This is a genomic window from Dokdonia ponticola (genome assembly GCF_042653865.1).
Taxonomy (GTDB): domain Bacteria; phylum Bacteroidota; class Bacteroidia; order Flavobacteriales; family Flavobacteriaceae; genus Dokdonia; species Dokdonia ponticola.
Genome location: NZ_JBHSFV010000011.1, coordinates 72885 through 97512 on the forward strand (window position 1 = coordinate 72885; position 24628 = coordinate 97512).

Here is a 24628-nt window from a genome sequence, read left to right on the forward strand (position 1 = left end):
ACATCCTATTCTACAAAATGGGTACGTTAATTGATAGGTATTAGAAATTGCTACAAAAAACATACGTTATCTATTCATACGAACGTTATACTTAAAAACAACCAGATGAAACACCTTCACGTACTCCTATTCTCCCTCTGTTTTTCTATCTTTCTTACTAGCTGTACATCTTCTGATGATCAAAGCATCACAGATGATATGATACAGATGGACGAACCTGCATTGGAAGCTGTGACGTATACCAACGTTTCCTATGGAGATGATCCGCAGCAAGTCTATGATTTGTATTTACCCGAAGGAAGAACAGCAGAAACCACCAAAGTAATTGTGATCATCCATGGAGGTGGTTGGACTTCAGGAGATAAAAGTGACATGGCATCATCAGTGGCTTTTGTACAAGCGTTTCATCCTGATCATGCGATTGTGAATGTCAATTATGTATTAGCATCAATTCCAGATATTCCTGCATTTCCTAATCAATATTTTGATATTCGAGCAGTTATTAATCAGCTTACAGCACAAAGCGACGATTTACAAATCTTACCTGAATTTGGAATGATAGGTGCCAGTGCAGGTGCACACTTAGCGATGATGTATGATTATAGGTATGATGTTGATGACCAAATCAAGTTTGTCATTAACATTGTAGGTCCCAGTGATTTTACAGATCCTTTTTACGCAGATGATCCAAATTTTGACCTTGCCTTAGATTTCTTTGTTGATGAAAGCCAGTATCCGTCTGGTACTGATTATGCCGCTGCGAATAGTCCTGCATTACAAGTGTCTTCAACGAGTAGTCCTACCCTTCTTTTTTATGGAAATGAAGATCCGCTCGTGCCGCTTACTAATGGAACCCGATTAGACAGTCGTTTGAATATGTATAACATTCCGCATTTATTTACGGTATACCAAGGAGGTCATGGAGATGATTGGAGTGAGGAAAGCACGGTCGATTTAGCCTTAAAATCAAGCCAGTATATCGACACCTATCTCCCGATTGTTATTCAATAATTTTAAGTTTTGCAAAACGCAATAGGAGTTTTTTCAAACCACCATTTTCAAAATTAATTTCGGCTTTTTGATCCTGTCCTTTTCCTTCGAGACGCTCCACGATTCCGCGTCCAAAACGAATATGCTCTACGATAGTTCCTTTGCCTAACGCCCCTACCACACTAGAGATAGGCACATCTGAAGCGTCGGTAGGTTTGATTTTACGCAATTTACGCAACTGGTCTCCCGTAGGTGTCCCTACACTTGGCGGCGAACCGCTAACCGGCTTTTTTAAACGCAATTTACTCTTATCTACATCCCCAAAAATATCCGTATCCATCAAAGGCTTATAGCGATAGCTTTGCATAGGCGTTTGGTAATCCAGATACTTATCATCAATCTCTTCGATAAAACGGCTAGGCTCTGCTTCTACCAATTTTCCCCAGCGATACCTAGACTCTGTATAGGTCAAATAAGCTTGCTTTTCGGCTCGCGTCAACGCGACATAAAACAAACGACGTTCCTCTTCCAATTCGCTACGCGTATTCATACTCATCGCACTTGGAAACAGATCTTCTTCCATCCCTACGATATACACAAACGGAAATTCTAGTCCTTTGGCCAAATGAATGGTCATTAATGCCACCCGGTCTTCATCCCCTTTGTCATTATCCATATCGGTTGCCAGGGCCACATCTTCCATAAATTCAGCAAGCGATCCGGTGGTATCGGCGAGTTGCTTTTGCTCCTCCACAAAATCACGCATTCCGTTCAGAAGTTCTTCTATATTTTCGATACGTGCAATCCCTTCTGGAGTCCCATCCTTTTTAAGTTCTTGAACGAGTCCTGTTTTTTTAGTTACGGCTTCGGCCACTTCAAACGCATTGCTCCCTTCATTAAAAATCTGAAAGCTTTTAATCATGGTCACAAAATTGGCAAGTCGCGTTTGCGTCCCCCGATTGATATTCATAGAAGCCCCGAGTTGGTCTATTTTTTCCATTACTTCAAAAATAGAACGCCCATAATGCTTTGCAGCGACCACCAGTTTATCAATGGTCGTCCCACCAATTCCACGCGCAGGATAGTTCACGACACGCTTAAGCGCTTCCTCATCCTTAGGATTAATGATCAATCGCAAGTACGAAAGCACATCTTTAATCTCTTTACGCTGATAAAAAGAGAGTCCGCCATAAATCCTATACGGAATATCTCGTTTACGCAAGGCATCCTCCATCGCACGCGATTGTGCATTGGTACGATATAAGATCGCAAAATCACCATTCATTAACTGATGATTCATCCGATTTTCAAAAATACTCGACGCTACATAGCGTCCCTCTTCACCATCGGTAGGAGATCTATGTACGATAATCTGACCGCCATCATCATTAGACGTCCAAACCGTTTTATCCAATCGTGTTTTATTTTTTTCGATGACAGAGTTAGCGGCCTCTACAATATTTTTAGTAGAGCGATAATTTTGCTCCAAACGATACATCGCTACATTCTCATAATCTTTTTGGAAGTTGAGAATATTATTAATATTCGCCCCTCTGAAGGCATAAATACTCTGAGAGTCATCTCCTACCACACAGATATTTTGAAAACGATCTGATAAGGCTTTTACAATCAGATACTGACTGTGATTGGTATCCTGATACTCATCTACGAGGATGTACTGAAACCTGTTTTGGTATTTAGCGAGCACCTCTGGAAATCGGTTGAGGAGTTCGTTGGTGCGTAACAAAAGGTCATCAAAATCCATCGCTCCTGCTTTAAAACAGCGATCGACATACTCGGCATAAATCTCCCCCATTCGTGGGCGTTTTGCCATAGCATCGGCTTCCACGAGATCTGGATCATTCAGGTAGGCACGTACGGTGATCAGGTTATTTTTAAAAGAAGAAATTCGGTTTTGTACCTGCTTGTATTTATAAATATCTTTATCTAGTTGCATCTCTTTGATAATCGAACTGATTAATCGTTGAGAATCCTGCGTATCATAGATGGTGAAATTAGAAGGGAAACCGAGTTTATCCGCTTCAAATCGAAGAATTTTAGCGAATATAGAGTGGAAGGTTCCCATCCATAAATTTTTGGCCTCACTACTCCCCACAATCCCTGCGATACGCTTTTTCATTTCGCGCGCCGCCTTATTGGTAAAGGTGAGTGACAAGATATTAAAGGCATCCACCCCTTGACTCATCAAATACGCAATACGCATCGTAAGCACACGCGTCTTACCCGAGCCCGCACCTGCAATGACAATGAGAGCCCCATCCTTATGTAAAGTGGGTGCTCGCTGGGCCTCATTTAAGCCCTCAATATATACTTCTAGTTTAGAATCCATAGCTATCTGCCAAAGTACGATTTGATGCTCAAATTCAAAACCAATCGGCTCGCTTTTTCTACTAATTTTTCAACAAGATTTAAAAAGGAATATAGAGAATAGAGCCTAGAGTATAGACACCTTAAAAGAAGACTTAATGGAATAGGAAGTTATCGAATGTAGAATGTTTGTCCGCTTTCGCGAAATAAATCTCAAAAAATCAAATCTCAAAACGCGAATCCATTTAGTCCTGATTCTAGTATCTAGAAGCGCAGCGGTCTAGACTCTTTTTAAAAAATCTCAAATAACAAAAAAACAAATCTCAAATTCTCAAATTCTTAAACTTCCAGCAATCAACAATCCCAAAATAGAGTACTACTCTAATTATATTAAAAAATAGAACACTACTCTATTTGCAAAGTACGCTTTGATATTTTCCGCTTTCGCGAAAGTTGTTCCTAGCTAGTCTTTAGTCATTGGTTATACCAGTTATTAATTGAATTTACTGGAAAAGAAAACGATGATTTTTTTCTTTATATGAGAAAGAATACTAAAGCATAGCCTAAGCTACGGTTTCTTTTTTCTTGTGAAATAGAAAGGAAAAAGGGGTGTTTTATTACAGTAAATTCAATTGGTAAATGGTATTATCTATATTAAAAAAACAGCAGTCATCTTGATGATGACTCAAATCAAAGTTCTTCCCCTTGTCGAGGGGAGGTGTATGGATCGAGGTACGAGATCCAGACGGAGGGGAGTCACACACCTAACTCACTGTGATGTGATTTCCTTCCTACGGCAGGCAAACTCGTCTCTCGTCCCTTGCTTTGTCGAAATGACTCTAAGTTTCAAAATCGTCTATGATCTATATTCTATACTCTTTCTTCTAAACACTTCGGCTTCAATTTCCTTTCAGTTTCAAACAACGGGATTTCGGTACAATTTCATTTCTGCCTTTCGGCGAAACAAAATCACTCAATCACCTTACTCCTTCGATATAAATCACAAATTCTCAAATCTCAAATCTCAAAAAAAACTTCCTGCTTCCAGCACCCAGCACCCAGCAAATCACAAAAACTTCACACTTCCAACACGGGGTTTCGGTACAATTTCATTTCTGCCTTTCGGCGAAACAAAATCACTCAACCACCTTACTCCTTCGATATAAATCACAAATTCTCAAATCTCAAACCACAAAAAAACTTCCCACTTCCAACTTCATACTCCCCACTTTTAACTTCAATTTCGATTTCAACAAATTATAAAGTATCTTCACAAACAAGAACTAGTATATGAAGAAACTTATTGTAATGATATGTGTATTCGCTTTCGCGAAAGCGTACGCACAACAACCTGTAGCCCAGTCTGGGAATGTCATCCCTGAGTTTGGAAAAACCTATGAAACACCAAACCCTGACTTCAAAACCGATACTGATTTGGTATTTAAAGCCGTATTTGATGTCTCTAAAGCTCCTGAAGATCCGAGTGTTCGCAATCCCTATATCGAAACCATTGCGCGATTTTTAAATATGCATGAAAGAGCAGGCGTTCCGGTCAAAAATCTACACGTTCGCATGGCGATGCACGGTCAAGCATCGTATGGATTATTGAAAAATGAATTGTATAAAGAGAAATTTGGTGTAGATAATCCAAATATCGAATTGCTCGAAGCAATTGACAACGCGGGTGTCGACATTATTTTATGCGGTCAAACCGCGGGTGCTCGTAACCTCACCGAAGATCGACGGTTGCCGCTGACTCAAACCGCCCTTTCGGCCATGACAATTTTAATACAATCCCAAGGGGAAGGGTATCGGCTGATTGCTTTTTAATAATGAAAAAAGTAGTTTTTATTTTCTTCATTATTTTAGTATCTGGTTGTGCTAAACGAACGTATGTAGACGATGCTTTTTTTACACAACAGGATAATGACAATAGCAATTACGCAAATGATAAGTATCAAATACTGGCAGCTGTCTTAAAAGACATTTTCATCGAAAACACCGATAACATCATTTTTAATAACTTAGAAAACAAGGAAAAGATATACATCGCTTTCAGCAAACATCAAAAAGAAGAAATAAAAGGAAAAAATAAATATTACACATTAGATTCAGAAAAGGATTATCCTCAAGCAATTGAAGGAATTCAGTTTTCAGTTAAAACTTTTAGTGAATTACGTAACATTGCTAAAAAAACAAGCACTTTTAGAGCTATTCAGCCAAAAAGATTAGCCATCATGGATAATACATATGCCGAACTAATAATTCTCTTATATGATTTTCCTAATATAAAAATTGGTGACCTTTACTATATGAAACTAGCTTTAAAAAAAAGTGATACTGCTTGGATCGTACATAAAAGAAAAATAGAAAGTTCAATGCGCTAATAATAATAAACACTCAATAGTATTCCAGATAACATTCATGAGATTCCCTTCTTCAAGGGAATGAAAACTATAATTATGAAAAAACACATACTACCACTTCTCCTCCTCGCAGGAACCCTTTTCGCGCAAGCGCAAACCAGCTTTGATGCCGACATTGAAGCCGTGAAAGACAAAGTCATCGAATGGCGTCGTGATTTCCATCAGAATCCTGAATTGGGAAATCGCGAGTTCAAAACGGCAGAAAAAATCGCCAATCATTTACGATCCCTTGGCATTGAAGTCCAAACAGGCGTTGCGAAAACTGGGGTTGTCGGTATCCTAAAAGGAAACAACCCTGGAAAAGTAATCGCACTTCGCGCGGATATTGATGCCCTTCCAGTGACCGAACGCAATGATCTGGCATTCAAATCGGAAGTAACAACCACCTTTTTAGGAGCTGAAACGGGTGTGATGCACGCTTGTGGACACGATACGCATACAGCCATTTTAATGGGTGTTGCAGAAGTTTTAGCGAAAAATAAAGATAAAATCAACGGTACCGTAAAATTCATTTTCCAACCGTCTGAAGAAGGCCCTCCACCAGGAGAAGAAGGCGGTGCGAAGCTGATGGTGAAAGAAGGCGTACTAGAAAACCCTAAAGTAGACGCCATCTTCGGATTGCACATCAATAGCGGAACGCCTGTCAATACGATTCGTTATAAACCCGGTGGTACCATGGCCGCAACAGAACGCTTTGTCGTGAATGTGAAAGGAAAACAAACCCATGGGAGTCAGCCATGGTCGGGTGTGGATCCGATTTATATTTCAGCAAAGATTATTGATGGGTTTCAGAGTATCATCTCAAGAGAAAGTCGATTGACCGATGAAGCTGCGGTGATTACGATTGGAAAAATCACGTCTGGGTTACGTTTTAATATCATTCCTGAAAATGCAGAGCTGATTGGTACGGTGCGAACACTCGATCCTGATATGCGCACAAAGATCATCAGACGTATGAACGAAATGGCGCGTGATATCGCCAAAGCCTATGGTGGTGAAGCGACGATTGACTGGCAAAATATGACCGTAGTGACGTATAATGACCTTGCGCTGACAGATCAGATGCTTCCTACGCTTCGTAAAGTCGGAGGTGATGAGAACATCAACTTGACCAAAGCAACAACAGGTGGAGAAGATTTTTCGTTCTTTCAAGAAAAAGTACCTGGCTTTTATTTCTTTTTAGGAGGGATGACCCCTGGAAATACGGAAGCTTTTCCACACCACACCCCTGATTTCTTCATCGACGAATCCGGCTTCCAATTAGGCGTCAAAGCGTTAAGTCAGATGTCAATAGACTATTTGAACGGGAAGTAAGTAAACTAGTAGCAATGGAGCGGGTGGTTGTTTTAAAAATTGCGTAATTTTTTCTTTACGTAATTTTTAAAACTTTCCGTGCCATTCTTGTCGTCAGATGAGTATTGATTATTTGAATGGGAAATGATCCTATGTACACTAAAAATGGTACGGGTGGTTGTTTTCTGTTTTTTATAATTTGCGGAGCATAAAAAAGAGAAAACTTTCCGTGCCACTCTTGTCGTCAGATGTCAATAGACTATTTGAATGGAAAGTAAGAAAACGATCTAAAATGGAGCGGGTGGTTGTTATTAATATATTTTAAGTTGTCAAACTGAGTCTGTCGAAGTTTTAATCTTCTGATATGAAAAGCCCTTCGACAGGGCTCCATTAGGCTTGTATTAACTGCCTGTGCCGCTCTTGCCGTCAAATGCGTATATAAAGAATTGAAATTATTAAATTATGAATACTCTTTCAGTACTACTAGCTTTCATAGTATTGCCCTTTTTAGGGATCAAAAATATGAACGAACAACAAAATCTAAATGAAACTGATTATCTGAAGAATCTAACGATTGCGTCTGAAATATATCTAAATAAAAAGGAAATTCCTACAGCGGTATTACTAAATTTAGTCCCTGACAACGATGCGGAATTCGAAGTATACTATGGAACTACCTATCCAGATCATAAGCTATCTGAAACAGGTTTTTTTTATAATACCTCTCAACTTATTTTTGAACAAGTCACCGCTCACAAAAACAATGACTTTTATTTACCCAGCCTACAACTTATAAGCTATGCTGATGGAGAATTTGCAGAAATATTTATTGAGTATCTAAAAATCATTATTGAGATGGACAAGCAAAAATTTTGTGCTGCAGTCCGTGAAGAAAAATACAGAAGTTATAATCCTATCAAATATTATTTTGAAATGAATCATTGTAAATGAGTTACATATATTCATCCGTCTTTAAAACTCCCGTGCCACTACTCCTGCTAAATGCGTCTCTGATGAGTTGAATGTAAAGCTTATTTCAAAATATTTTTATTACCTTGAAATAGAAAAGCAACCCTATATGGACAAAGTCGACAAAGCCCTACAAACCATGATTAGCAACATGCCCGAAAAAACAGGCAAATCACTCGATCAATGGAAAGCGATTCTTAAAACAAAATCATTCAGTAAGCATTCGGAAGCCGTCAACTTCTTAAAGAAAGAACATCAAGTTACCCATGGTTTTGCAAATACCATTGTCTCTTTATCTAAAGAAGAAGACAGTACCCCGACAGATCTTGTAGAAGCGCAATACAAAGGGAAAGAAAGCCTATTTCCTATCTATGAGCAATTACTCGACCTTGTAAAAGGATTTGGTGAGGATGTGGTGATAACGCCTAAGAAAACGACGGTGAGTATCATTCGGAAGAGACAATTCGCACTGATCAAACCCGCGACCAAAACCCGTATTGATTTGGGTTTAAAATTAAAAGATGTTCCTACTACAGAACGTCTGGGGAGTTCAGGTCCCTTTGGTACCATGTGTACGCATCGTGTTCAACTGTCCGATAGTAATGAGATCGATGAGGAGCTTATTGCATGGTTACAACAAGCGTATCAAATGGCTGATTAGTGTACTAAATCAACAAAACAGGTGCTTCCGAGCATCAATTCCTCTAATTAATTCGTATTTTTCAGTCAAATCAAACTATTATTTACTTCAAACCCTTTTTATGAAATACACAAAAACACTCCTTTTAAGTGGGATTATACTGGTGTCCGCTTTCGCGAAAGCGCAATCACTCGAAAAAGAAATTAAGGCTGTAGAATCGAAAGTCATAGAGTGGCGTCGTGATTTTCACCAAAACCCAGAACTAGGAAATCGCGAATTCAAAACCGCCGAAAAAATCGCAGCGCACTTAAAATCCCTTGGCATGGAAGTGCAAACGGGTATTGCCTTCACAGGAGTGGTAGGTATCTTGAAGGGAAAACGCCCCGGAAAAGTACTCGCCTTACGTGCCGACATCGATGCGTTACCGGTAGAAGAACGCGCTGACTTACCCTTTAAATCAACAGCCAAAGGGACGTACAGAGGTAATGAAGTGCCTGTCATGCACGCCTGTGGGCATGATACTCATATTGCTATTTTAATGGGCGTTGCCGAAGTATTAGCAAAAAATAATGACTTTGCAGGAACGGTCAAATTTATCTTCCAACCTGCCGAAGAAGGGGCACCTCCAGGAGAAGAAGGAGGCGCGGAACTCATGGTGAAAGAAGGGGTGCTAAAAAACCCAGACGTCGATGCTATTTTTGGATTGCACATCGGAGCGGGACAAGATGTGGGCACAATTGCCTACAAACCGGGCGGTATCATGGCAGCATCACAGAGTTTTGAGATCAATGTCAAAGGAAAACAAAGTCATGGCTCTACCCCGTGGACGAGTATCGATCCGATTATGGCGTCTGTCAAAATCATCGACGGACTCCAAACGATTATCTCCCGTGAATCACCACTCACACAAGAAGCAGCGGTATTGTCTATCGGAAAAATAAATGCAGGCGTACGTAGCAATATCATTCCAGAAAGTGCCCAAATCATCGGAACGTTGCGTACGCTAGATTACAATATGCAGGCAATGATCAACAAACGTATGCAAGAAATGGTACCTGCCATTGCCGCTGCCTATCGTGCGGAAGCAACAATTGATATTGCAAAAGGATACCCTATTACGTACAACCATTTGGATCTCACCGCACAAATGCTCCCATCAATGGAGAAAGCAGCGGGAAAAGACAATGTAAAACTGATCAAAGCCATTACAGGCGCTGAGGACTTTTCTTTCTTCCAAAAAGAAGTACCAGGTGTGTATTTCTTCTTAGGAGGTAAAACCCCTGGAGATAAAAATGCTGCACCACATCACACCCCCGATTTTTATATAGACGAAAGCGGCTTATTATTGGGTGTTAAAACCTTTGTTCAGATGACAACAGACTATCTCGGAAGTTAGAATTTGGTGAAAGGGTGGTTGTTTTAAATAATTTTATAAACTGCGAAGTATAAAATTTTAAAACTTTCCGTTTATTCTCTTGTAAGTGCAAATGACAACAGACTATCTCGGAAGTTAGAATTTGGTGAAAGGGTGGTTGTTTAAGAAATTGCGTAATTTTTTCTTTACGTAATTTCTTAAACTTTCCGTTCTTACTTAGTTTGTTCAAATGACTACGGGATTCCAGTACACTTTGCTTGAAGCGAAGCGGGCAATCTCCTATGATTAAATAAGTCTCAAAATAACATTTTGTTATTTTGAGACTTATTTTTTTTAGAAAAATAATTCCTCCAAATATGCTATACATTCATGAAAAGAACACTCCCATATTTTTAAGCTATATTTAGTCTTTATATATTGTTAATTATAATTTATAAATGACAAATCTCAAAACATATAAAGGCTTCTTTGAAAACAATCTAGGTATATCTGAAATTGAAATTGAAAACGATTTTGAATATCTGAAATTTGATTTAGATACTTTCAAATTTGAGGGAACATCCTTCGATGATTTTGAATTATTAAATTATGACAACTATTCAAAAACTGAATTAGAAAGATTTTTATTAAATAAAATCTCATGTGGTCAAGGGTTTGTATATGAACTATGCGATTGTAATATAAATATTTTTATTCCCATATTAATAAAAGATATTGTAACAAAAGAAACTTTTGAAAGAAAGCTTGATATAAAAATTGAAATTGGAAAAAGTTTAAGCAATGGGGTAATAGATCGAATTGAAGTTTCTTTAAGTTTAAAAATTTTTAATGATGTCTTAACTGTAAAGAATGGTAATTTTGAAGGAGCATTAACTCAAATTCAAAAGAAAATCGAACCGAGATTTAAACTCAACAATTGTTTCGGTTGTAACTTTTCGGATTATAGCCCTTATGGAAATTCTCTATTCGGGGATATGTTATGTTTCAAAAACCAAAAAGAAGATTATTTAAAAGTTAAAAATAAAAAACAATTCTTTAATTTAAATAAACCAGATAGAATAGTTCAAGAAACTTATTGCTGTGAAGAGTTTGAATTAAGGGGTGAAAACATAGGCTACAGAGGATAAAACTACTGCTAAGCTCATATAAAATTAATTATAGTTAAAAACATGTTTAAAAAAATCTTAGAGACCTACTATTCGATTTGTATTTGCTAAATTATATATTCAAACGACTCAATTAATCTTATATAACAGTTAATCAAATAGGTAGATCACATTAAAGAAAATAATAGGTTCTTAAAATCCAATCCAAGTGAGTCCTTCTTTACATCATAAACCATGACAGAAAATCAGCATAAGATCAATCAGCTTTTTAGTGCTGTAGAACGGTTACTAAAGAAGCAAGAGTCCATTTCTAGTGATATAGAGTTATTACGTAATGAGATACAAAAAGTACAAGACTCCGAACCTAAAGTCGAAACTGTCCAACAACAAATCCCAAAAGAAGAAGTAACGACCCCTCCTGTTTCTGAGCCTTTAAAAGAGGAAAAAGTTAGTACTCCTACGCCTGTGCCAACCTCATCTTTTGAAGAACAACAAATAACAACCTCTCATAAAACCGAAACAAAGAGAACAATTCCTCCAACCAAAAAACCAAGAACCAAGAACGAGCTCGAAAAATTTATCGGGGAAAATCTCATCAACAAAATAGGAATTGCCATCACCGTGATCGGAGTTGCTTTAGGTACCAAATACTCTATTGAAAATGATTTAGTAAGTCCGCTCACACGAATCATTTTAGGATATCTTGCAGGTATTGGTCTCTTGGGGTTTGGTATCAAACTCAAGAAAAAATACGAAAATTACAGTGCTGTCCTCGTTAGTGGAGCCATTGCCATTATGTATTTCATCACCTTTTCTGCGTATAATTTCTACGAACTCATCCCACAGACCATAGCGTTTGTTTTCATGGTTATTTTTACCATCTTTAGTGTGATTGCTGCTATCAATTATAACAAGCAAATTATCGCACATATAGGCTTAGTTGGCGCCTATGCGGTTCCATTTTTACTAAATGATGGTTCAGGAAAAGTAGCGGTATTATTGAGCTATATGTCCATTATCAATATTGGGATTTTGATTATTTCTTTTAAAAAATATTGGAAACCGCTTTTTTATTCCTCTTTTGGACTCACATGGGTGATTTTCTTAGCTTGGTTTGCAGCAGAGTATCAACAACAGGAACATTTTAATTTAGCATGTATCTTCCTAACTACATTCTTTGTTATTTTCTATGTTACATTCCTAGCGTACAAACTCATTAAAAACGAGAAATTTGGCATTGAGAATATCGTTTTATTGCTTATCAACTCTTTTATATTTTATGGCCTAGGCTATGCCATTTTAAGTGGACACGAAACAGGTAAAGAACTCCTAGGGGTCTTCACGCTCTGTAATGCGATCATTCACTTTGTGGTGAGCGTCGTCATTTATCGCAAAAAATTAGCCGATAAAAACCTGTTTTATCTCGTGGCTGGTTTGGTGCTCGTATTTATCACCATTACTATCCCCGTGCAACTAGATGGAAATTGGGTCACCTTACTATGGGCCGCAGAAGCGGTATTGCTCTTTTGGATTGGAAGGGCCCAAAAAATCACCGTGTATGAAAAGCTCTCCTATATTGTCATGGCCATTGCCTTCTTTAGTTTGGTACACGACTGGTTCGCCGCATACAACAGCTATGGATATGCGTATACAAAAGTTCCTTTCACTTCTATATTCAATATTCATTTCTTAACATCGCTCCTCGTTATCGCTGCCTTTGGAGGCATACAATACATCAATAGCGATAAAAAATATACTCCAGCATTTGGTAAAAAAAACGGTCTCACCAAAATCATTTCATTTTTAATTCCGGCCGCGTTAATCTTTATCAGCTATTTTGCCGTTCGTTTTGAAATTGTAAACTATTGGGATCAACTATTTAACAACTCTAGTGTTTCCTTAGAAACAGATGGAGATACGTTTGCAAATCAATACTCAAATTATAGCTTGTGGAATTTTAAATCCATCTGGACACTTAATTATTCCTTATTATTTTTCTCCATATTGGCTTTCGTGAATCTCAAGAAAATCAAGAATACATCTTTAACCTATATAAGTCTTGGTTTACTCACATTAGTAATTTTAATCTTTTTAATTAGTGGGCTCTATGAATTGAGCGAACTTCGGGAAACCTACCTAGACAAAGCATCATCAAAATACTTCGTTAGAGGGTTCTTTTACATAGGCATACGGTATGTTTCATTTATGTTTTTAGCACTTGCTATTTTCTTGAGTTATCAACTCATACGACAAGATTCTATAAAGAAAAAAATCCATATTCCATTTGAAATCCTATTCCATATTACCATACTTTGGGTACTTAGTAGCGAACTCATTCACTGGATGGATATGGGCGCGTCAGAGCAATCCTATAAATTGGGCCTTAGCATTCTTTGGGGAGTATATGCGCTCTTCCTCATTGGATTAGGCATCTGGAAAAAGAAACAATACCTACGAATTGGCGCGATTACTTTATTTGGTATAACGCTTATCAAATTGTTTGTATATGACATTGCGCACCTCAACACCATTTCAAAAACCATTGTATTTGTCTCCTTAGGCGTCTTGTTACTTATCATTTCATTTTTATATAACAAATACAAAAGCACCATTACAAATGAAACGACAGACTAATATCATTACAGGAATACTGCTTCTTATTTTCTCCTGTTCTTATGGTCAAATGCAGGAGTATTCTTATAAGCGTGAATTAAAAGGTATTCAGGAATCATGGCACAAGGTTGTACTACCAGAAACCGTGTTTGGTAAGCTCCTGCCTGCCGGCAAGGCAGGTTCGCGAAAGCTAACCGACATTAGAATCTACGGGATTACAAAAGAGAAAGATACTATTGAAGCACCGTATATCCTCCAAAAAACAAAAGATCTGGTCTCCTCCAAAGAAATTGTATTCAATACCTTAAATACGTCTTACAATGATGATGGATATTTCTATACGTTTGAAATTCCATCGGAAGCGTCTATTAATGAAATAGCGTTAGCATTTGGACAACAAAACTTTGATTGGAAAGTCACCCTTGAAGGAAGCCAAAACCAACAAGAATGGTTTACCATCACAGATGCCTATCGAATTGTGTCTATTAAAAATGAACTGACTGACTTTACATTTAGCACACTCAAATTTCCAGATGCAAAATATCGCTATGTTAAAATACGGGTAGATTCAAAAGAAAAACCTGACTTGCAAAAAGTGAGTATTTCAAAGCAAAGTCGCATCGAAGGTACCTTGAATGACTATCAAATAAAATCGATTCATACAGAAGAAAACAAGCAGGCTCGACACACCGAAATCAACATCGAATTACAACATGCGGTTCCTGTGAGTTACCTGAAAATGAATCCAAATGCTTCGTATGATTATTACAGGCCTGTTACCATAAAATATGTGACGGATAGTATCGAAACAGAAAAAGGATGGATTTATACCTACCGTACACTGACTTCTGGAGTACTGAATTCTGAAGGTGACAACGAATTCAAACCCACGAGTACCATCCTCAAAAAACTTCAAATCCATATTCACAATCAAGACAATCAGCCATTGGATTATGGTGATATTCAACTAAAAGGATATACACACGAACTCATTGCCCGTTTTACAGAACCTGCTACCTATTTTCTTACGTATGGGAACGAAAATGCAAATCGTCCCACCTACGATATTCAGAAGTTTAAAGAAAATATTCCTACGTTACTGACCACATTAGAACTGGGTAATGAAAAGAGGATTCAGAAAAATGGAGACGCTACGGTGTCCCCATTATTTGAAAATAAAATCTGGCTCTGGGGTATCATGGGATTGCTGATTTTAATTCTTGGAGGGTTTTCGTTAAAAATGATTAAACAGAAGTAACCTAAACCCATTCCTGCTTTACGCAGAAATTCTCTTTATAATGTATATATCCATAAACAACCAGAAAATCGATAAGACCAACATCCTATCACTTATTCAAAATCAAAAAAAGCTAACTGCCATAAAATACGTGAGAGAGACCCTACATATTGGTTTAAGAGAATCAAAGAATATTGTAGAAAACTTAGAGAAGGATCCTACCTATTATGATGGCAGAAACCATCATATTGATATGATCCCTCCCGAATTATTAAGTGATGTAAGCCATCTACATAATCCACAACTCAAAACAACCATAAGGGAGGATACAAATAGGTCCACACCGCTCATTCAAAAAACAAAAAACAACACAAAAACCTATATCATTATAGGATTGGTGATTTGTAGTATTGTGTTAGCGTATTTCTATAGCATCAAATAATTCAAAAAAGTAGGAATGAGGAATTCTATTATATGTTTTGAACTTCCCAAAGACCATCGTACTTTTAAAAAAATTTACATGCATTTATGGATACTATTTTAGACTTTTTAGGAAACATTGCTTGGTGGGGTTGGATTCTCATCATTTTTGCAGTGATAGCCATTCGTGATATCATACAGCGCAGACACACCATCAGTCATAACTTCCCAGTGGTTGGTCATATCCGGTATATGCTAGAAAGCATTGGTCCTGAGATGCGTCAGTATTTTGTTGCCAATAACCGAGAAGAGCTTCCCTTTAACCGTATAGAACGGAGTTGGATTTACGCTTCCGCGAAAAAAGAAAACAACTACGAAGGCTTTGGAACCAACAGAGATATTTATACCCATCAGCATATTTTTATCAATAATGCGATGATGCCCTATAAACTACCCGATAATCACCCGAATACAAAAGATAAAACCTTTTTACCCTGTGCGAAAGTCATTGGAGCCTATCACAACCGTAAAAAACCCTATCGTCCTGCGTCCATTATTAATGTGAGTGCCATGAGTTTTGGATCGCTCAGTGCCAAAGCTGTTGAGTCCTTAAACAAAGGGGTGAAGATTGCAGGGGCGTATCACAATACAGGAGAAGGCGGTCTCTCCCCCTACCACAGCCATGGCGGAGATGTGGTTTTTCATTTCGGAACAGGTTATTTTGGCGTTCGCGCAAAGGATGGTGGATTTTCTATGGAAAAGATGATCGCATTGGTCGAAAAAAATCCCTTTATCCGCGCTATTGAAGTAAAGCTTTCTCAAGGAGCAAAACCTGGAAAAGGAGGCGTATTACCAGGTGCCAAAATCACCCCTGAAATTGCAGAAATTCGCGGTGTTGAGATTGGCAAAGATGTCCTTTCCCCTCCAAATCATAAAGCCTTTTCTAACGTGCCTGAAATGGTTGATTTTATAGAAGATATTGCAATGGCTACAGGCTTACCTGTGGGGATTAAAGCCGCGATTGGAAAATTAGAACAATGGGAAGAACTCGCCGATATCATGGTCAAAACGGGCAAAGGCCCTGATTTTATTACCGTTGACGGCGGTGAAGGCGGTACCGGAGCAGCCCCACCGAGCTTTGCAGATCATGTTTCCTTACCATGGGTATATGGGTTTAGCGATTTGTATCGCTTATTTCAACAGAAAGGACTCTCTGAACATTTGGTATTTATCGGAAGTGGAAAACTAGGCTTCCCTGCCAAAGCCGCGATGGCTTTTTCTATGGGAGTTGATTGTATTAATGTCGCACGTGAAGCGATGATGAGTATTGGCTGTATCCAAGCGCAAATCTGTCATACCAATCGTTGTCCCGCTGGAGTAGCGACACAGAGCAAATGGCTTCAAAATGGCATCAACGTTCCTTTAAAATCCGACCGACTCGCACAATACTTTAAAACGTTTAGAAAGGAATTTATTGAGATTACCCATGCGGCAGGATACGAACATCCCTGTCAGTTTCAAATGAGTGATATCGAAATCAATTTAGGAGATCATAAAATTTCTACGGAACTTGATAATACCTATGCCTACAAAAAAACACCTGTGCCTTTTAATGGTATGCAAGAATTGTATGATTGCCAATACCTAGGAGGACAGAATAAAGGGTATTAAACCATAGATCCCGCTAAAAAATGGGATTAGTTCAACTAACTATTTTGAATGCGTCCTTCAGACTTTATAAAACAGTGTTTCACTAATAAAATGGAAATGGAAGAAGCGTATGCGTAGTAGATAGTTTCTGTGTATGCTTTCGCGAAAGCGTATAAAAAAACATAAAAATTATACAGAGCCTGACAAAGAACAAAAACAAAAAACCCACTCTAAACGAGCAGGTTTTCTATCTATGGTACTAAATGGGCTTAATCTCTAATCACGTGTACCGATCCGCTTACAGGCTGTATCGCAGCCGAGTTATCGGTATACGTACCTGTGAACGTAATATCAATATAATCGCCTACGGCTCCAAAAGCATTTAATTGGAATGTAATATTGATAGGCGCATTATAGTCTACATCAGATTGTGATAATAGCTCAAACATTTCCATTTCAAAAGAACCTGGGGGCGCTTGGATCCCATTCCCCCATGTGTAGGTTCCTACCACGGTATCTGAACTACTTATATAGAAAAAGTCATTCCCATTACCTGCATTGATACTAAAGGCATTTCCGTTATCAAAGGTATTGATCGGTGATGTTAAGAAATGTTGTACCCCTTCAATTTCCCACTCTACATACTCAGACACGGCATTACAAGAGGTAATTGTTCCTAAGTCAGTTGTTGGAGGCGTAAATGTGTAATTAATCACCCCACTTGACTGTTGGTTCACAATATCAATTGCTTCAAGGGTAAATGCATTGCTCGCTGGACAACTAATCAAATAGATGTCAAAAGTCCCTGCCGTTACAGGCTCGTAAAAGATCGCTCCTCCATATTCTAAAACCACATATCCGTCTGTAATGGGGTTGTTAGAACAGTCATTAAAATCTCCAATCACTTGTTGAGAAGTTGACGAACCAGGGTTTACAGAAATAGGTACGTAAGTAGTAGGTGATGCAAAAGGCCCTATGACATCTGAAAAAACAGGATTTCCACATAAATCAACGACTTCGATGGTCATGGTCAATCCAGAAGGGACTTTCCCACATACCTGTCCGTTTTGGTCAGTGATTCCAGATCTTGGGTATGGAGAGTTAGGGCTTGTGATGTGTACGGTTGTATTTGCTAACGGATTTCCGTTGTCATCTAATACCGTTGTACAAAAATCAACCACTGGAAACGGAGCATCACAATTCCAGAAAGAGAAGTGAGACACCTGTCCTACATATTCGTTGCCTTGTAAGGTCGCCTCTCCGTCTTCTATCCAATACCCTAACGTATCATCAAAACTCCACAAAGGAATGGTCGCTGGAGCTACCCCTTGCAAGGCTGCGTCTAGTGGAAAACGTAATTCGGCTGGGCTATTTGGGTCGATATTGAGTTCGTTACCACTCGCATCACGTAACTCTACCGAGATCATTCCGAAGGTTTCTAAATACACCTCATCACCTTCTACATCTTCTGCATATAACATCCCTGGCATCACGGCGTCTAAATCTTGAGATGCAGGATCCAGAAAATCAAGAATCACATCCACCGACCCTGTATACGGATTTCCATTTTCATCGATATAATCACCTGGTAAAGCCACACTAGTACCATTGCCTAATTGTACGGTTTCTGGGACACCACTCGTGACCGTAGCCGTCACATCGGCGCTTAGTAACATCAGTTTGATACGATTTGTACCGTCTGTAGGACGCAAGGCTCTACCGCTGGTTACATATCCAAAAGCGGTGACACGTAAATAGGCAAATTGCTCATTCACCAAAGCATTAGATACAGAAAAAATTCCGTTACCATCTGTAGAGACCGATTGTGCGCCAACGCTTACAAGAGCTCCTGAAATTCCATTATTATTCTCATCAACAACTTGTCCAAAGAAGCTTCTTGCGGCGGTGGCTCCAAAAAACTGATCTAGATTCCCTGTATCATCTGTATTATCATCTACAATAACAATATCATCAGGAATATCAGTATTGTCTTGTTCAAAATTATCATCGCGTTCACAAGATGTAAAGACAAATAGAAACGCTATAAGTACAGTGGTTAAAATTTTTAGTGTTTTCATGATCTAAAGTTTTGTTTTTATACCACTATATCAACATGCTTACAATTTTGTTACCCCTACACCTTCATTTTTTTTAAAAAAATTTAAATTTTAAAAGCAAGGTTCGTAGCAAATACAACAATCCAGCACAATACACGTTGTAAAACTGTTGAAAAAAAAGTACATTAGTCATCCCAAATTTGTATACCCATGGAACTAAATTTAGTCAACCTTGCCTTTAACCTATTGCCCGCACTCATCGTTGCAGGTATTTCTTATTTCTTCTTTAGTCAATACACCAAGAGTGAAGAAGGGAGAAGACGTTTCCTTTTACACAAAGCCAATCAAGCCTCTGCCCTACCGCAAAAACTTCAAGCCTATGAGCGCTTAACCTTATTCTTAGAACGAATTTCACCTGGCAATCTACTCATACGTGTAAAACCGTATAGCGATGATAAATACGAATATGAATCACTTTTACTACGTAATATCGAACAGGAATTTGAGCATAACTTGGCACAACAAATCTATGTAACTGAGGAGTGTTGGAATGTGGTACGCACTTCAAAAAATGCGACGATCTCTATCATTCGTAAGACAAACATGAGTGACAAAATAGAGGATAGTGATAAACTACGTAAAACGATTTTACAGGACTTAATGGATCAGCAGGCGCCTAGCGAAGCTGGGATTACGTATATTAAAAGAGAGGTTGCGGAGTTGATCTAGCTGTTGGCTGTTGGCTGTTGGAAAATTAAATTTCAAATCTCAAAAAAAGCAAATCTCAAATTCGATTTCGACTTCGATTTCGATTTCAAATAGAGTACTACGCTATTTCTATATTATAAAAAAACATAAAAATCAGAACTTTCAGTCATTTTGACAAAGCGTAGCGCCGAGAAATCTCATAAAAGTGAGCTTGATATGCGATCTCTCCTATCGTCGAGATGACTCAGACGCAAAGAATCAATCATATACCTTTTTGATTGTAATCTTCTATGTTCTATTCCTAATTAGTATGATTTAGAAAACATAGTGACATATAACACCTCCCTCAGTCCCTCCTTTCTAGGAGGGAAGTGCGTACTGCTAAAACTTCATACTTGAAACTACAAACTTCAAACAAACTCCCCACTCACGACTCACAGACTCACCTCTCACAGACTCACCTCTCACAAACTGACCCGCTTCAAATACGCCAATTCTTTCTCATTCAGCAACGGTTTGACACTTTCTAGCAACTCCACAGTTCGGGGTTCTTTGATGAGTTCGTTGAGAAGATTCCGTGCGGTTTCGCGAAAGCGCCAACTATGATGGGTACAGGCTTTAACCAAATTTTTAAGGCTCGTACGATCAAACGATTGGATCTGTCGTAAGTATTGAAAGGCATTTTCGCGTAATTGAAATGGATATTCACCACCTGTATACGATACTAACTCGCCATAGCGCGCACCTGCCTCATCGCCTTTGTATTCTTGTGTTGCCAGACTTAACGTGAGCCACAACGTACGGATATTCCCGTCTGAAAAGCCAAATTGGCCGTCCATATCGTCCAATAGGGCGTGTTGTTTGGGGAGGTCGTTTTGGGTTCTGTAATACAACCATAATTTTAAAAATGCTTGCTCTCGGGTGATGTAACTCTCATCCTTCAAAAAGCTTTCAAATTGATACAACAACGGATCTTGAATTTGATCTACAGAGGTCGCGATGGCTTGTCGGACAAAGGTATTTTTACTCGCAAACGCTTGTTTATACAAACCGATACTTTCTCGTAAATCGGCCCCTGCGAGCTGATAGACCGCCTCTTGTCCTAGGTACTCATTGGGTAGTTTTAAGGAACTTTCCAAGGGTTTTAGCTTGTCTTTTAACGGATACGGACGTAACGCTTGTAGCTCAAAATACGACCGCATAAACGCCGATTTCTTCAAGGATTCCAAGGCTTCAGCGGCTTGGAAGGCGCTTTGATACAGCCATTTCTTTTTATACTCAGTGAGGTCTTTTCCGTAGACGGCCTCGACTTCTGCCATGAAATCTTTGGTGGTGACATTTTTATAGGCGTAGGTGTTGAGATAGTTTGTCACCGCTTTCGCGAAAGCGGACGCCCCCACAGTCTCTTTTAAAATATGCAACGCCCAGGCTCCCTTTTGATAGTAGGTGAGACTACTCCCGCCAGCAGCGACCAACTGTTGTCCTTTGCCTTGATCACTGAGATCGCGCAGTTGCTCTGCGGATTCATAGAGCTTGAAATAGAAATAATCGTCACCAAAGATTTCGCGCTCCGCAAGTAACGCATAATAGGTCGCAAAGCCCTCCTGAAGCCAATGATGTTCGCTTTTGGTAGCCGTGACCAAATCGCCAAACCACTGATGTGCCAGTTCGTGGGCATTCACATTGACATAATTACGGTCTGTAAACCCAATGCTATCGACCACAAAACTGTCTGAAAAAATAGTGGTGCTGGTGTTTTCCATCCCGGCATAGAGAAAATCCTTTACGGGGACTTGTTTGTAATTTTGCCACGGGTACGGAACGCCAATTTCGGTTTCAAAAAAATCAAAAATTTGCTTGGAATACCGATAGGTAGACTCCGCTTTTAAGGAATCTTCTAGGTAATAGTAAAATTCCAAAGGCACGCCAGATGTGGACGGAAAGGTGGTTTTCTTGTATTCGCCAACGGTCAACGCCACCAAATAACTGGACATAGGCTGTTGCATATCAAAACTCCAAACCGTGGATTCGCCAAGGGTTTCTTTGTCGATCAGTTTGCCGTTGGTAGTCACCTGATAGATCGTTGGCGCTATCACCGAAATATCAAATTCAATTTTATCATTCACATCATCAATACTGGGTAGCCAATGCGAGGTGTACTTGCCTTGCCCTTGTGTCCAGATTTGGTCATTCCCGCCTGCATTGACAAAATACAAGGTCTGTTTGGGGATGGCGGTATAGTCAAATTGGACGGTGTATTCTTGAATCGCTTTAAAGTCGCCTGTCAACACAATATGGTCTTTTTCGGCAGTGATCGTCGCGATGGTGGCGCTGTCTGACACGGTCATATTTTTGGCATCTAAGCGGACTTCGGTGACATCTTTTAATGGGATAAAACGCACCCAGACTTGCCCTTTAATAGATTGGGTGCCAAATTGAGGCGTCACCACGGCTCGGATACTTTGGATATCCACCGTCGTGGTTTGTGGGGCGATTTCTTGAGTGTACGCTTTCCCGCCTATACCTACAAAAGCGATGAACCAAAAAGTTAATAGTAAAATGTTTCGGTACGCTTTCGCGGAAGCTGTCACAGGGAGCCTTTCGACAAGTTCAAGACAGGCTTTGTCGAAGTGCTTTGCATGACATTTGGCGAAAGCAAGAATAGACTTCAAAAAAGTAAGACGGTATTTCATGATTGTAAAAATACAATTTAGCAAGGAATGTGGTTGTGAGGGATTTGTTAATTGGTGGATTGCCTTAACAGGGATCATTTGAAATGTCTTAACTTTTTGATAAGCTATCTTTTCTGGTTATATCACCGAAGCATAAACCTTTTTGATAACTTGTTGATTTTGTTTGGGTAGGGTGCAAAAATTTGTATATTGGGTTTATACTAATGTTAGGCGCAAGGAAAAAATGAATTACGAAAATAGAGTTACTGTATTTATTGATATTCTTGGTTTTAAGGATTTGCTTTCTAAAACAACAGGAAAAAAAGGAGAAGATGATTCTGAAAAAATTAAAGAAATATTCTCAGCATATAAAACTATTCGTGACGTTTGGGATTTAGATAAAACTGTACCAAAATACGGAAAATCATTACCGAAAAATAGTAAAGAAATAACCACATTTTCTGATTGTCTCGTTATTTCATTTAATACAAACGAAAAAAGTGAGATATTTTATACTTTATTAGAAATCAAGTGGATGATTATGAGGCTGATTTACAGAGGCATATTATGCAGAGGAGCAATAACTTATGGTAAGTTGATTCACACCAAAGAAGTCTTATTTGGCCCTGCGCTAGCAGAAGCGTATATTTTAGAATCTAAAGCCGCTCTATATCCAAGAGTAATATTGCATAAAGACATAATCGATTTAGCAGGTACTGCAAGAAGTCAACAACACAGTTCAGAAGAGGAAAAAGAATATGTAGAATCATTGCTTGAAAAAGATTCTGACGGAATGTATTACATTGATTACTTTGCCAAAGCACAAGAAGAATTGGACGACCCTCAATATGGATTTCCAGATTATATTGAGAAAATAGGACAAAAAATTAGAAAAGGCCTTATAGGCTCCAGCAACGTCTATAGGTCTGATATAAAAGTGAAATATCGTTGGATGAAAGAGAGATATAATAAATTAATAGATAGTGTTCAAAATGAAAATTTCATCGAAAGATTAAAAAAAGATGGAGAATTTGATTTAGCAGAAACCTATTTAGAATTCAAAAAAATAAATCCCAATGCCTAACAAAGCATAAAATTAATTGCTGACTTCTAGCCTACTTACGAAAGTCCTAGCGAACTTTCTATCTGTGATTTATTTGCTAAATTAGTTGCTTAAACCCGTAACGAAATCATACACTCGACTGTTGTAACTATTGTAACCCAACCTAATGAAATTAATAACTAAAAGAACAAGAAGAGAATTTCAAGAATATTTTGTTGGAACTACATTGAGAGAAATTGAAAGAGATTTTGACAATTACGATATTCCATTTACCGAAATACCAGAAGAAAAAATGCCTTCTGGACAAAGACGTGGTTTAGTTGAAAATTATTATGCTTCTGTGAATTGGACTAATCCTGCTGATGTAAAAAAAATTCTTAGTGTTTACACTGATGTTCTAATAAGACTTAATGAGAGTAAGGAAGAAACTGGTTTTAATGATTGGAATGCGAAAAATGACCAAGAATGGTATGATAAACTAATAAAGACATTAGAACGTGATGGATATCAATTTAATGGAAAAAGTATAGTTCCAGTTGGACAAGTCGAAATTGAGCAACTAGAAAATGCAACAAGTCTATTAGATAAAACTCACTTTCAAGAATATACGAATAGAATTAAAGAGTCTATTGATACTGACCCTAGTTTGGCAATTGGTTCGGCAAAAGAATTACTTGAATCAACACTAAAAACGATCCTAACCGAAATGGGAGTTGGATTTGACAAAAATGATGATGTTCCGAAGCTATTAAAAGAAACACAAAAAGCTCTTGAATTAGTACCAGGAAATGTAGATAACGCCAAAAAAGGAGCTGATATAATTAAAGTTCTGTTGAGTAATCTCGGACAAGTTGCAATAAAAATGACCGAATTAAGAAACCTCTATGGAACAGGACACGGAAAAGTAAAAAGTAGTGGATTGAATTCAAGACATGCAAGACTTGCTGTTGGTTCAGCAATTACACTATGTACTTTTTTATTGGAAACGTTTGAACTAAGAAAAAAATAAAACACTAGCTACAATAACGTTTATAATTCATTATTAATAGTCGCCTACTTACGAAATTAGTTGCTTAACTAC

Annotated in this window: 18 protein-coding genes; 15 read left to right on the forward strand and 3 right to left on the reverse strand. The window is 38.4% G+C overall.

Annotated features, from left to right (window positions below; all coding sequences use genetic code 11):
• Window positions 1-105: 105 nt before the first annotated feature.
• On the forward strand, window positions 106-1011 hold the full coding sequence (locus ACFO3O_RS16750; protein WP_379980914.1) for an alpha/beta hydrolase fold domain-containing protein: 906 nt from the start codon (window positions 106-108) through the stop codon (window positions 1009-1011).
• Here the strand turns inward: ACFO3O_RS16750 and ACFO3O_RS16755 are convergent.
• The gene (locus tag ACFO3O_RS16755) at window positions 1001-3340 is read right to left on the reverse strand and encodes an ATP-dependent helicase (protein ID WP_379980916.1); all 2340 of its coding nucleotides are present in this window, start codon (window positions 3338-3340) and stop codon (window positions 1001-1003) included. The two genes, ACFO3O_RS16750 and ACFO3O_RS16755, sit on opposite strands and share 11 nt — an antisense overlap.
• Window positions 3341-4608: 1268 nt before the next feature.
• Here ACFO3O_RS16755 and ACFO3O_RS16760 point away from each other — a divergent pair.
• The 11 genes from ACFO3O_RS16760 to ACFO3O_RS16810 all read left to right on the forward strand — a co-directional run bounded on the left by ACFO3O_RS16760 (window position 4609) and on the right by ACFO3O_RS16810 (window position 17068).
• Window positions 4609-5148, forward strand: coding sequence for a DsrE family protein (locus ACFO3O_RS16760; RefSeq protein ID WP_379980918.1), 540 nt, complete (start codon window positions 4609-4611; stop codon window positions 5146-5148).
• Between the two features lie 2 nt (window positions 5149-5150).
• The gene (locus tag ACFO3O_RS16765; RefSeq protein WP_379980920.1) at window positions 5151-5705 is read left to right on the forward strand and encodes a hypothetical protein; all 555 of its coding nucleotides are present in this window, start codon (window positions 5151-5153) and stop codon (window positions 5703-5705) included.
• 75 nt (window positions 5706-5780) lie between these two features.
• Window positions 5781-7058, forward strand: a complete 1278-nt coding sequence (locus tag ACFO3O_RS16770; RefSeq protein WP_379980922.1) for an amidohydrolase — start codon at window positions 5781-5783, stop codon at window positions 7056-7058.
• A gap of 501 nt (window positions 7059-7559) precedes the next feature.
• Window positions 7560-7988: a hypothetical protein gene (locus ACFO3O_RS16775; RefSeq protein ID WP_379980924.1), complete on the forward strand. Its 429-nt coding sequence runs from the start codon at window positions 7560-7562 to the stop codon at window positions 7986-7988.
• 127 nt (window positions 7989-8115) lie between these two features.
• Window positions 8116-8667, forward strand: coding sequence for a DUF4287 domain-containing protein (locus tag ACFO3O_RS16780; protein ID WP_379980926.1), 552 nt, complete (start codon window positions 8116-8118; stop codon window positions 8665-8667).
• 100 nt (window positions 8668-8767) lie between these two features.
• Window positions 8768-10042 carry an amidohydrolase gene (locus tag ACFO3O_RS16785; RefSeq protein ID WP_379980928.1) on the forward strand — a complete coding sequence of 425 codons (1275 nt, stop codon included), beginning with the start codon at window positions 8768-8770 and terminating at the stop codon, window positions 10040-10042.
• Between the two features lie 416 nt (window positions 10043-10458).
• Entirely contained in the window at window positions 10459-11148 is a 690-nt protein-coding gene (locus tag ACFO3O_RS16790) for a DUF6304 family protein (protein ID WP_379980930.1), read from the forward strand.
• 213 nt (window positions 11149-11361) lie between these two features.
• Window positions 11362-13761 carry a DUF2339 domain-containing protein gene (locus ACFO3O_RS16795; protein ID WP_379980932.1) on the forward strand — a complete coding sequence of 800 codons (2400 nt, stop codon included), beginning with the start codon at window positions 11362-11364 and terminating at the stop codon, window positions 13759-13761.
• Entirely contained in the window at window positions 13745-14998 is a 1254-nt protein-coding gene (locus ACFO3O_RS16800) for a DUF3999 family protein (protein ID WP_379980934.1), read from the forward strand. The genes ACFO3O_RS16795 and ACFO3O_RS16800 overlap by 17 nt, the downstream gene beginning before the upstream one ends.
• A 40-nt stretch (window positions 14999-15038) precedes the next feature.
• Window positions 15039-15419 carry a hypothetical protein gene (locus tag ACFO3O_RS16805; RefSeq protein WP_379980936.1) on the forward strand — a complete coding sequence of 127 codons (381 nt, stop codon included), beginning with the start codon at window positions 15039-15041 and terminating at the stop codon, window positions 15417-15419.
• Between the two features lie 86 nt (window positions 15420-15505).
• Window positions 15506-17068 carry an FMN-binding glutamate synthase family protein gene (locus ACFO3O_RS16810; RefSeq protein WP_379980938.1) on the forward strand — a complete coding sequence of 521 codons (1563 nt, stop codon included), beginning with the start codon at window positions 15506-15508 and terminating at the stop codon, window positions 17066-17068.
• Between the two features lie 248 nt (window positions 17069-17316).
• Here ACFO3O_RS16810 and ACFO3O_RS16815 read toward each other — a convergent pair whose 3' ends face one another.
• Window positions 17317-19125 carry a hypothetical protein gene (locus ACFO3O_RS16815; RefSeq protein WP_379980940.1) on the reverse strand — a complete coding sequence of 603 codons (1809 nt, stop codon included), beginning with the start codon at window positions 19123-19125 and terminating at the stop codon, window positions 17317-17319.
• A gap of 189 nt (window positions 19126-19314) precedes the next feature.
• Here ACFO3O_RS16815 and ACFO3O_RS16820 point away from each other — a divergent pair, with 189 nt between their 5' ends.
• A complete protein-coding gene (locus ACFO3O_RS16820; protein WP_379980942.1) occupies window positions 19315-19833 on the forward strand; it encodes a DUF7935 family protein in 519 nt (172 codons plus the stop codon).
• Window positions 19834-20276: 443 nt separating this feature from the next.
• On the opposite strand, the gene ACFO3O_RS16825 is transcribed toward ACFO3O_RS16820, so the two are convergent.
• Window positions 20277-22505 carry a M1 family metallopeptidase gene (locus ACFO3O_RS16825; RefSeq protein ID WP_379980944.1) on the reverse strand — a complete coding sequence of 743 codons (2229 nt, stop codon included), beginning with the start codon at window positions 22503-22505 and terminating at the stop codon, window positions 20277-20279.
• Window positions 22506-22728: 223 nt separating this feature from the next.
• Between ACFO3O_RS16825 and ACFO3O_RS16830 the strand changes: the two genes are divergently transcribed.
• Window positions 22729-23568, forward strand: coding sequence for a hypothetical protein (locus ACFO3O_RS16830; RefSeq protein ID WP_379980946.1), 840 nt, complete (start codon window positions 22729-22731; stop codon window positions 23566-23568).
• A 145-nt stretch (window positions 23569-23713) separates the two neighbouring features.
• Entirely contained in the window at window positions 23714-24556 is an 843-nt protein-coding gene (locus ACFO3O_RS16835) for an abortive infection family protein (RefSeq protein WP_379980948.1), read from the forward strand.
• Window positions 24557-24628: the final 72 nt, after the last annotated feature.

Coding starts and splice junctions, on each gene's coding strand:
- ACFO3O_RS16795 (WP_379980932.1), top strand. CDS start 11,362: ATGACAGAAAATCAGCATAAGATCAATCAGCTTTTTAGTGCTGTAGAA.
- ACFO3O_RS16755 (WP_379980916.1), bottom strand. CDS start 3,340: ATGGATTCTAAACTAGAAGTATATATTGAGGGCTTAAATGAGGCCCAG.
- ACFO3O_RS16785 (WP_379980928.1), top strand. CDS start 8,768: ATGAAATACACAAAAACACTCCTTTTAAGTGGGATTATACTGGTGTCC.
- ACFO3O_RS16805 (WP_379980936.1), top strand. CDS start 15,039: ATGTATATATCCATAAACAACCAGAAAATCGATAAGACCAACATCCTA.
- ACFO3O_RS16750 (WP_379980914.1), top strand. CDS start 106: ATGAAACACCTTCACGTACTCCTATTCTCCCTCTGTTTTTCTATCTTT.
- ACFO3O_RS16830 (WP_379980946.1), top strand. CDS start 22,729: ATGAATTACGAAAATAGAGTTACTGTATTTATTGATATTCTTGGTTTT.
- ACFO3O_RS16815 (WP_379980940.1), bottom strand. CDS start 19,125: ATGAAAACACTAAAAATTTTAACCACTGTACTTATAGCGTTTCTATTT.
- ACFO3O_RS16810 (WP_379980938.1), top strand. CDS start 15,506: ATGGATACTATTTTAGACTTTTTAGGAAACATTGCTTGGTGGGGTTGG.
- ACFO3O_RS16760 (WP_379980918.1), top strand. CDS start 4,609: ATGAAGAAACTTATTGTAATGATATGTGTATTCGCTTTCGCGAAAGCG.
- ACFO3O_RS16775 (WP_379980924.1), top strand. CDS start 7,560: ATGAACGAACAACAAAATCTAAATGAAACTGATTATCTGAAGAATCTA.
- ACFO3O_RS16825 (WP_379980944.1), bottom strand. CDS start 22,505: ATGAAATACCGTCTTACTTTTTTGAAGTCTATTCTTGCTTTCGCCAAA.
- ACFO3O_RS16800 (WP_379980934.1), top strand. CDS start 13,745: ATGAAACGACAGACTAATATCATTACAGGAATACTGCTTCTTATTTTC.
- ACFO3O_RS16790 (WP_379980930.1), top strand. CDS start 10,459: ATGACAAATCTCAAAACATATAAAGGCTTCTTTGAAAACAATCTAGGT.
- ACFO3O_RS16820 (WP_379980942.1), top strand. CDS start 19,315: ATGGAACTAAATTTAGTCAACCTTGCCTTTAACCTATTGCCCGCACTC.
- ACFO3O_RS16770 (WP_379980922.1), top strand. CDS start 5,781: ATGAAAAAACACATACTACCACTTCTCCTCCTCGCAGGAACCCTTTTC.
- ACFO3O_RS16835 (WP_379980948.1), top strand. CDS start 23,714: ATGAAATTAATAACTAAAAGAACAAGAAGAGAATTTCAAGAATATTTT.
- ACFO3O_RS16765 (WP_379980920.1), top strand. CDS start 5,151: ATGAAAAAAGTAGTTTTTATTTTCTTCATTATTTTAGTATCTGGTTGT.
- ACFO3O_RS16780 (WP_379980926.1), top strand. CDS start 8,116: ATGGACAAAGTCGACAAAGCCCTACAAACCATGATTAGCAACATGCCC.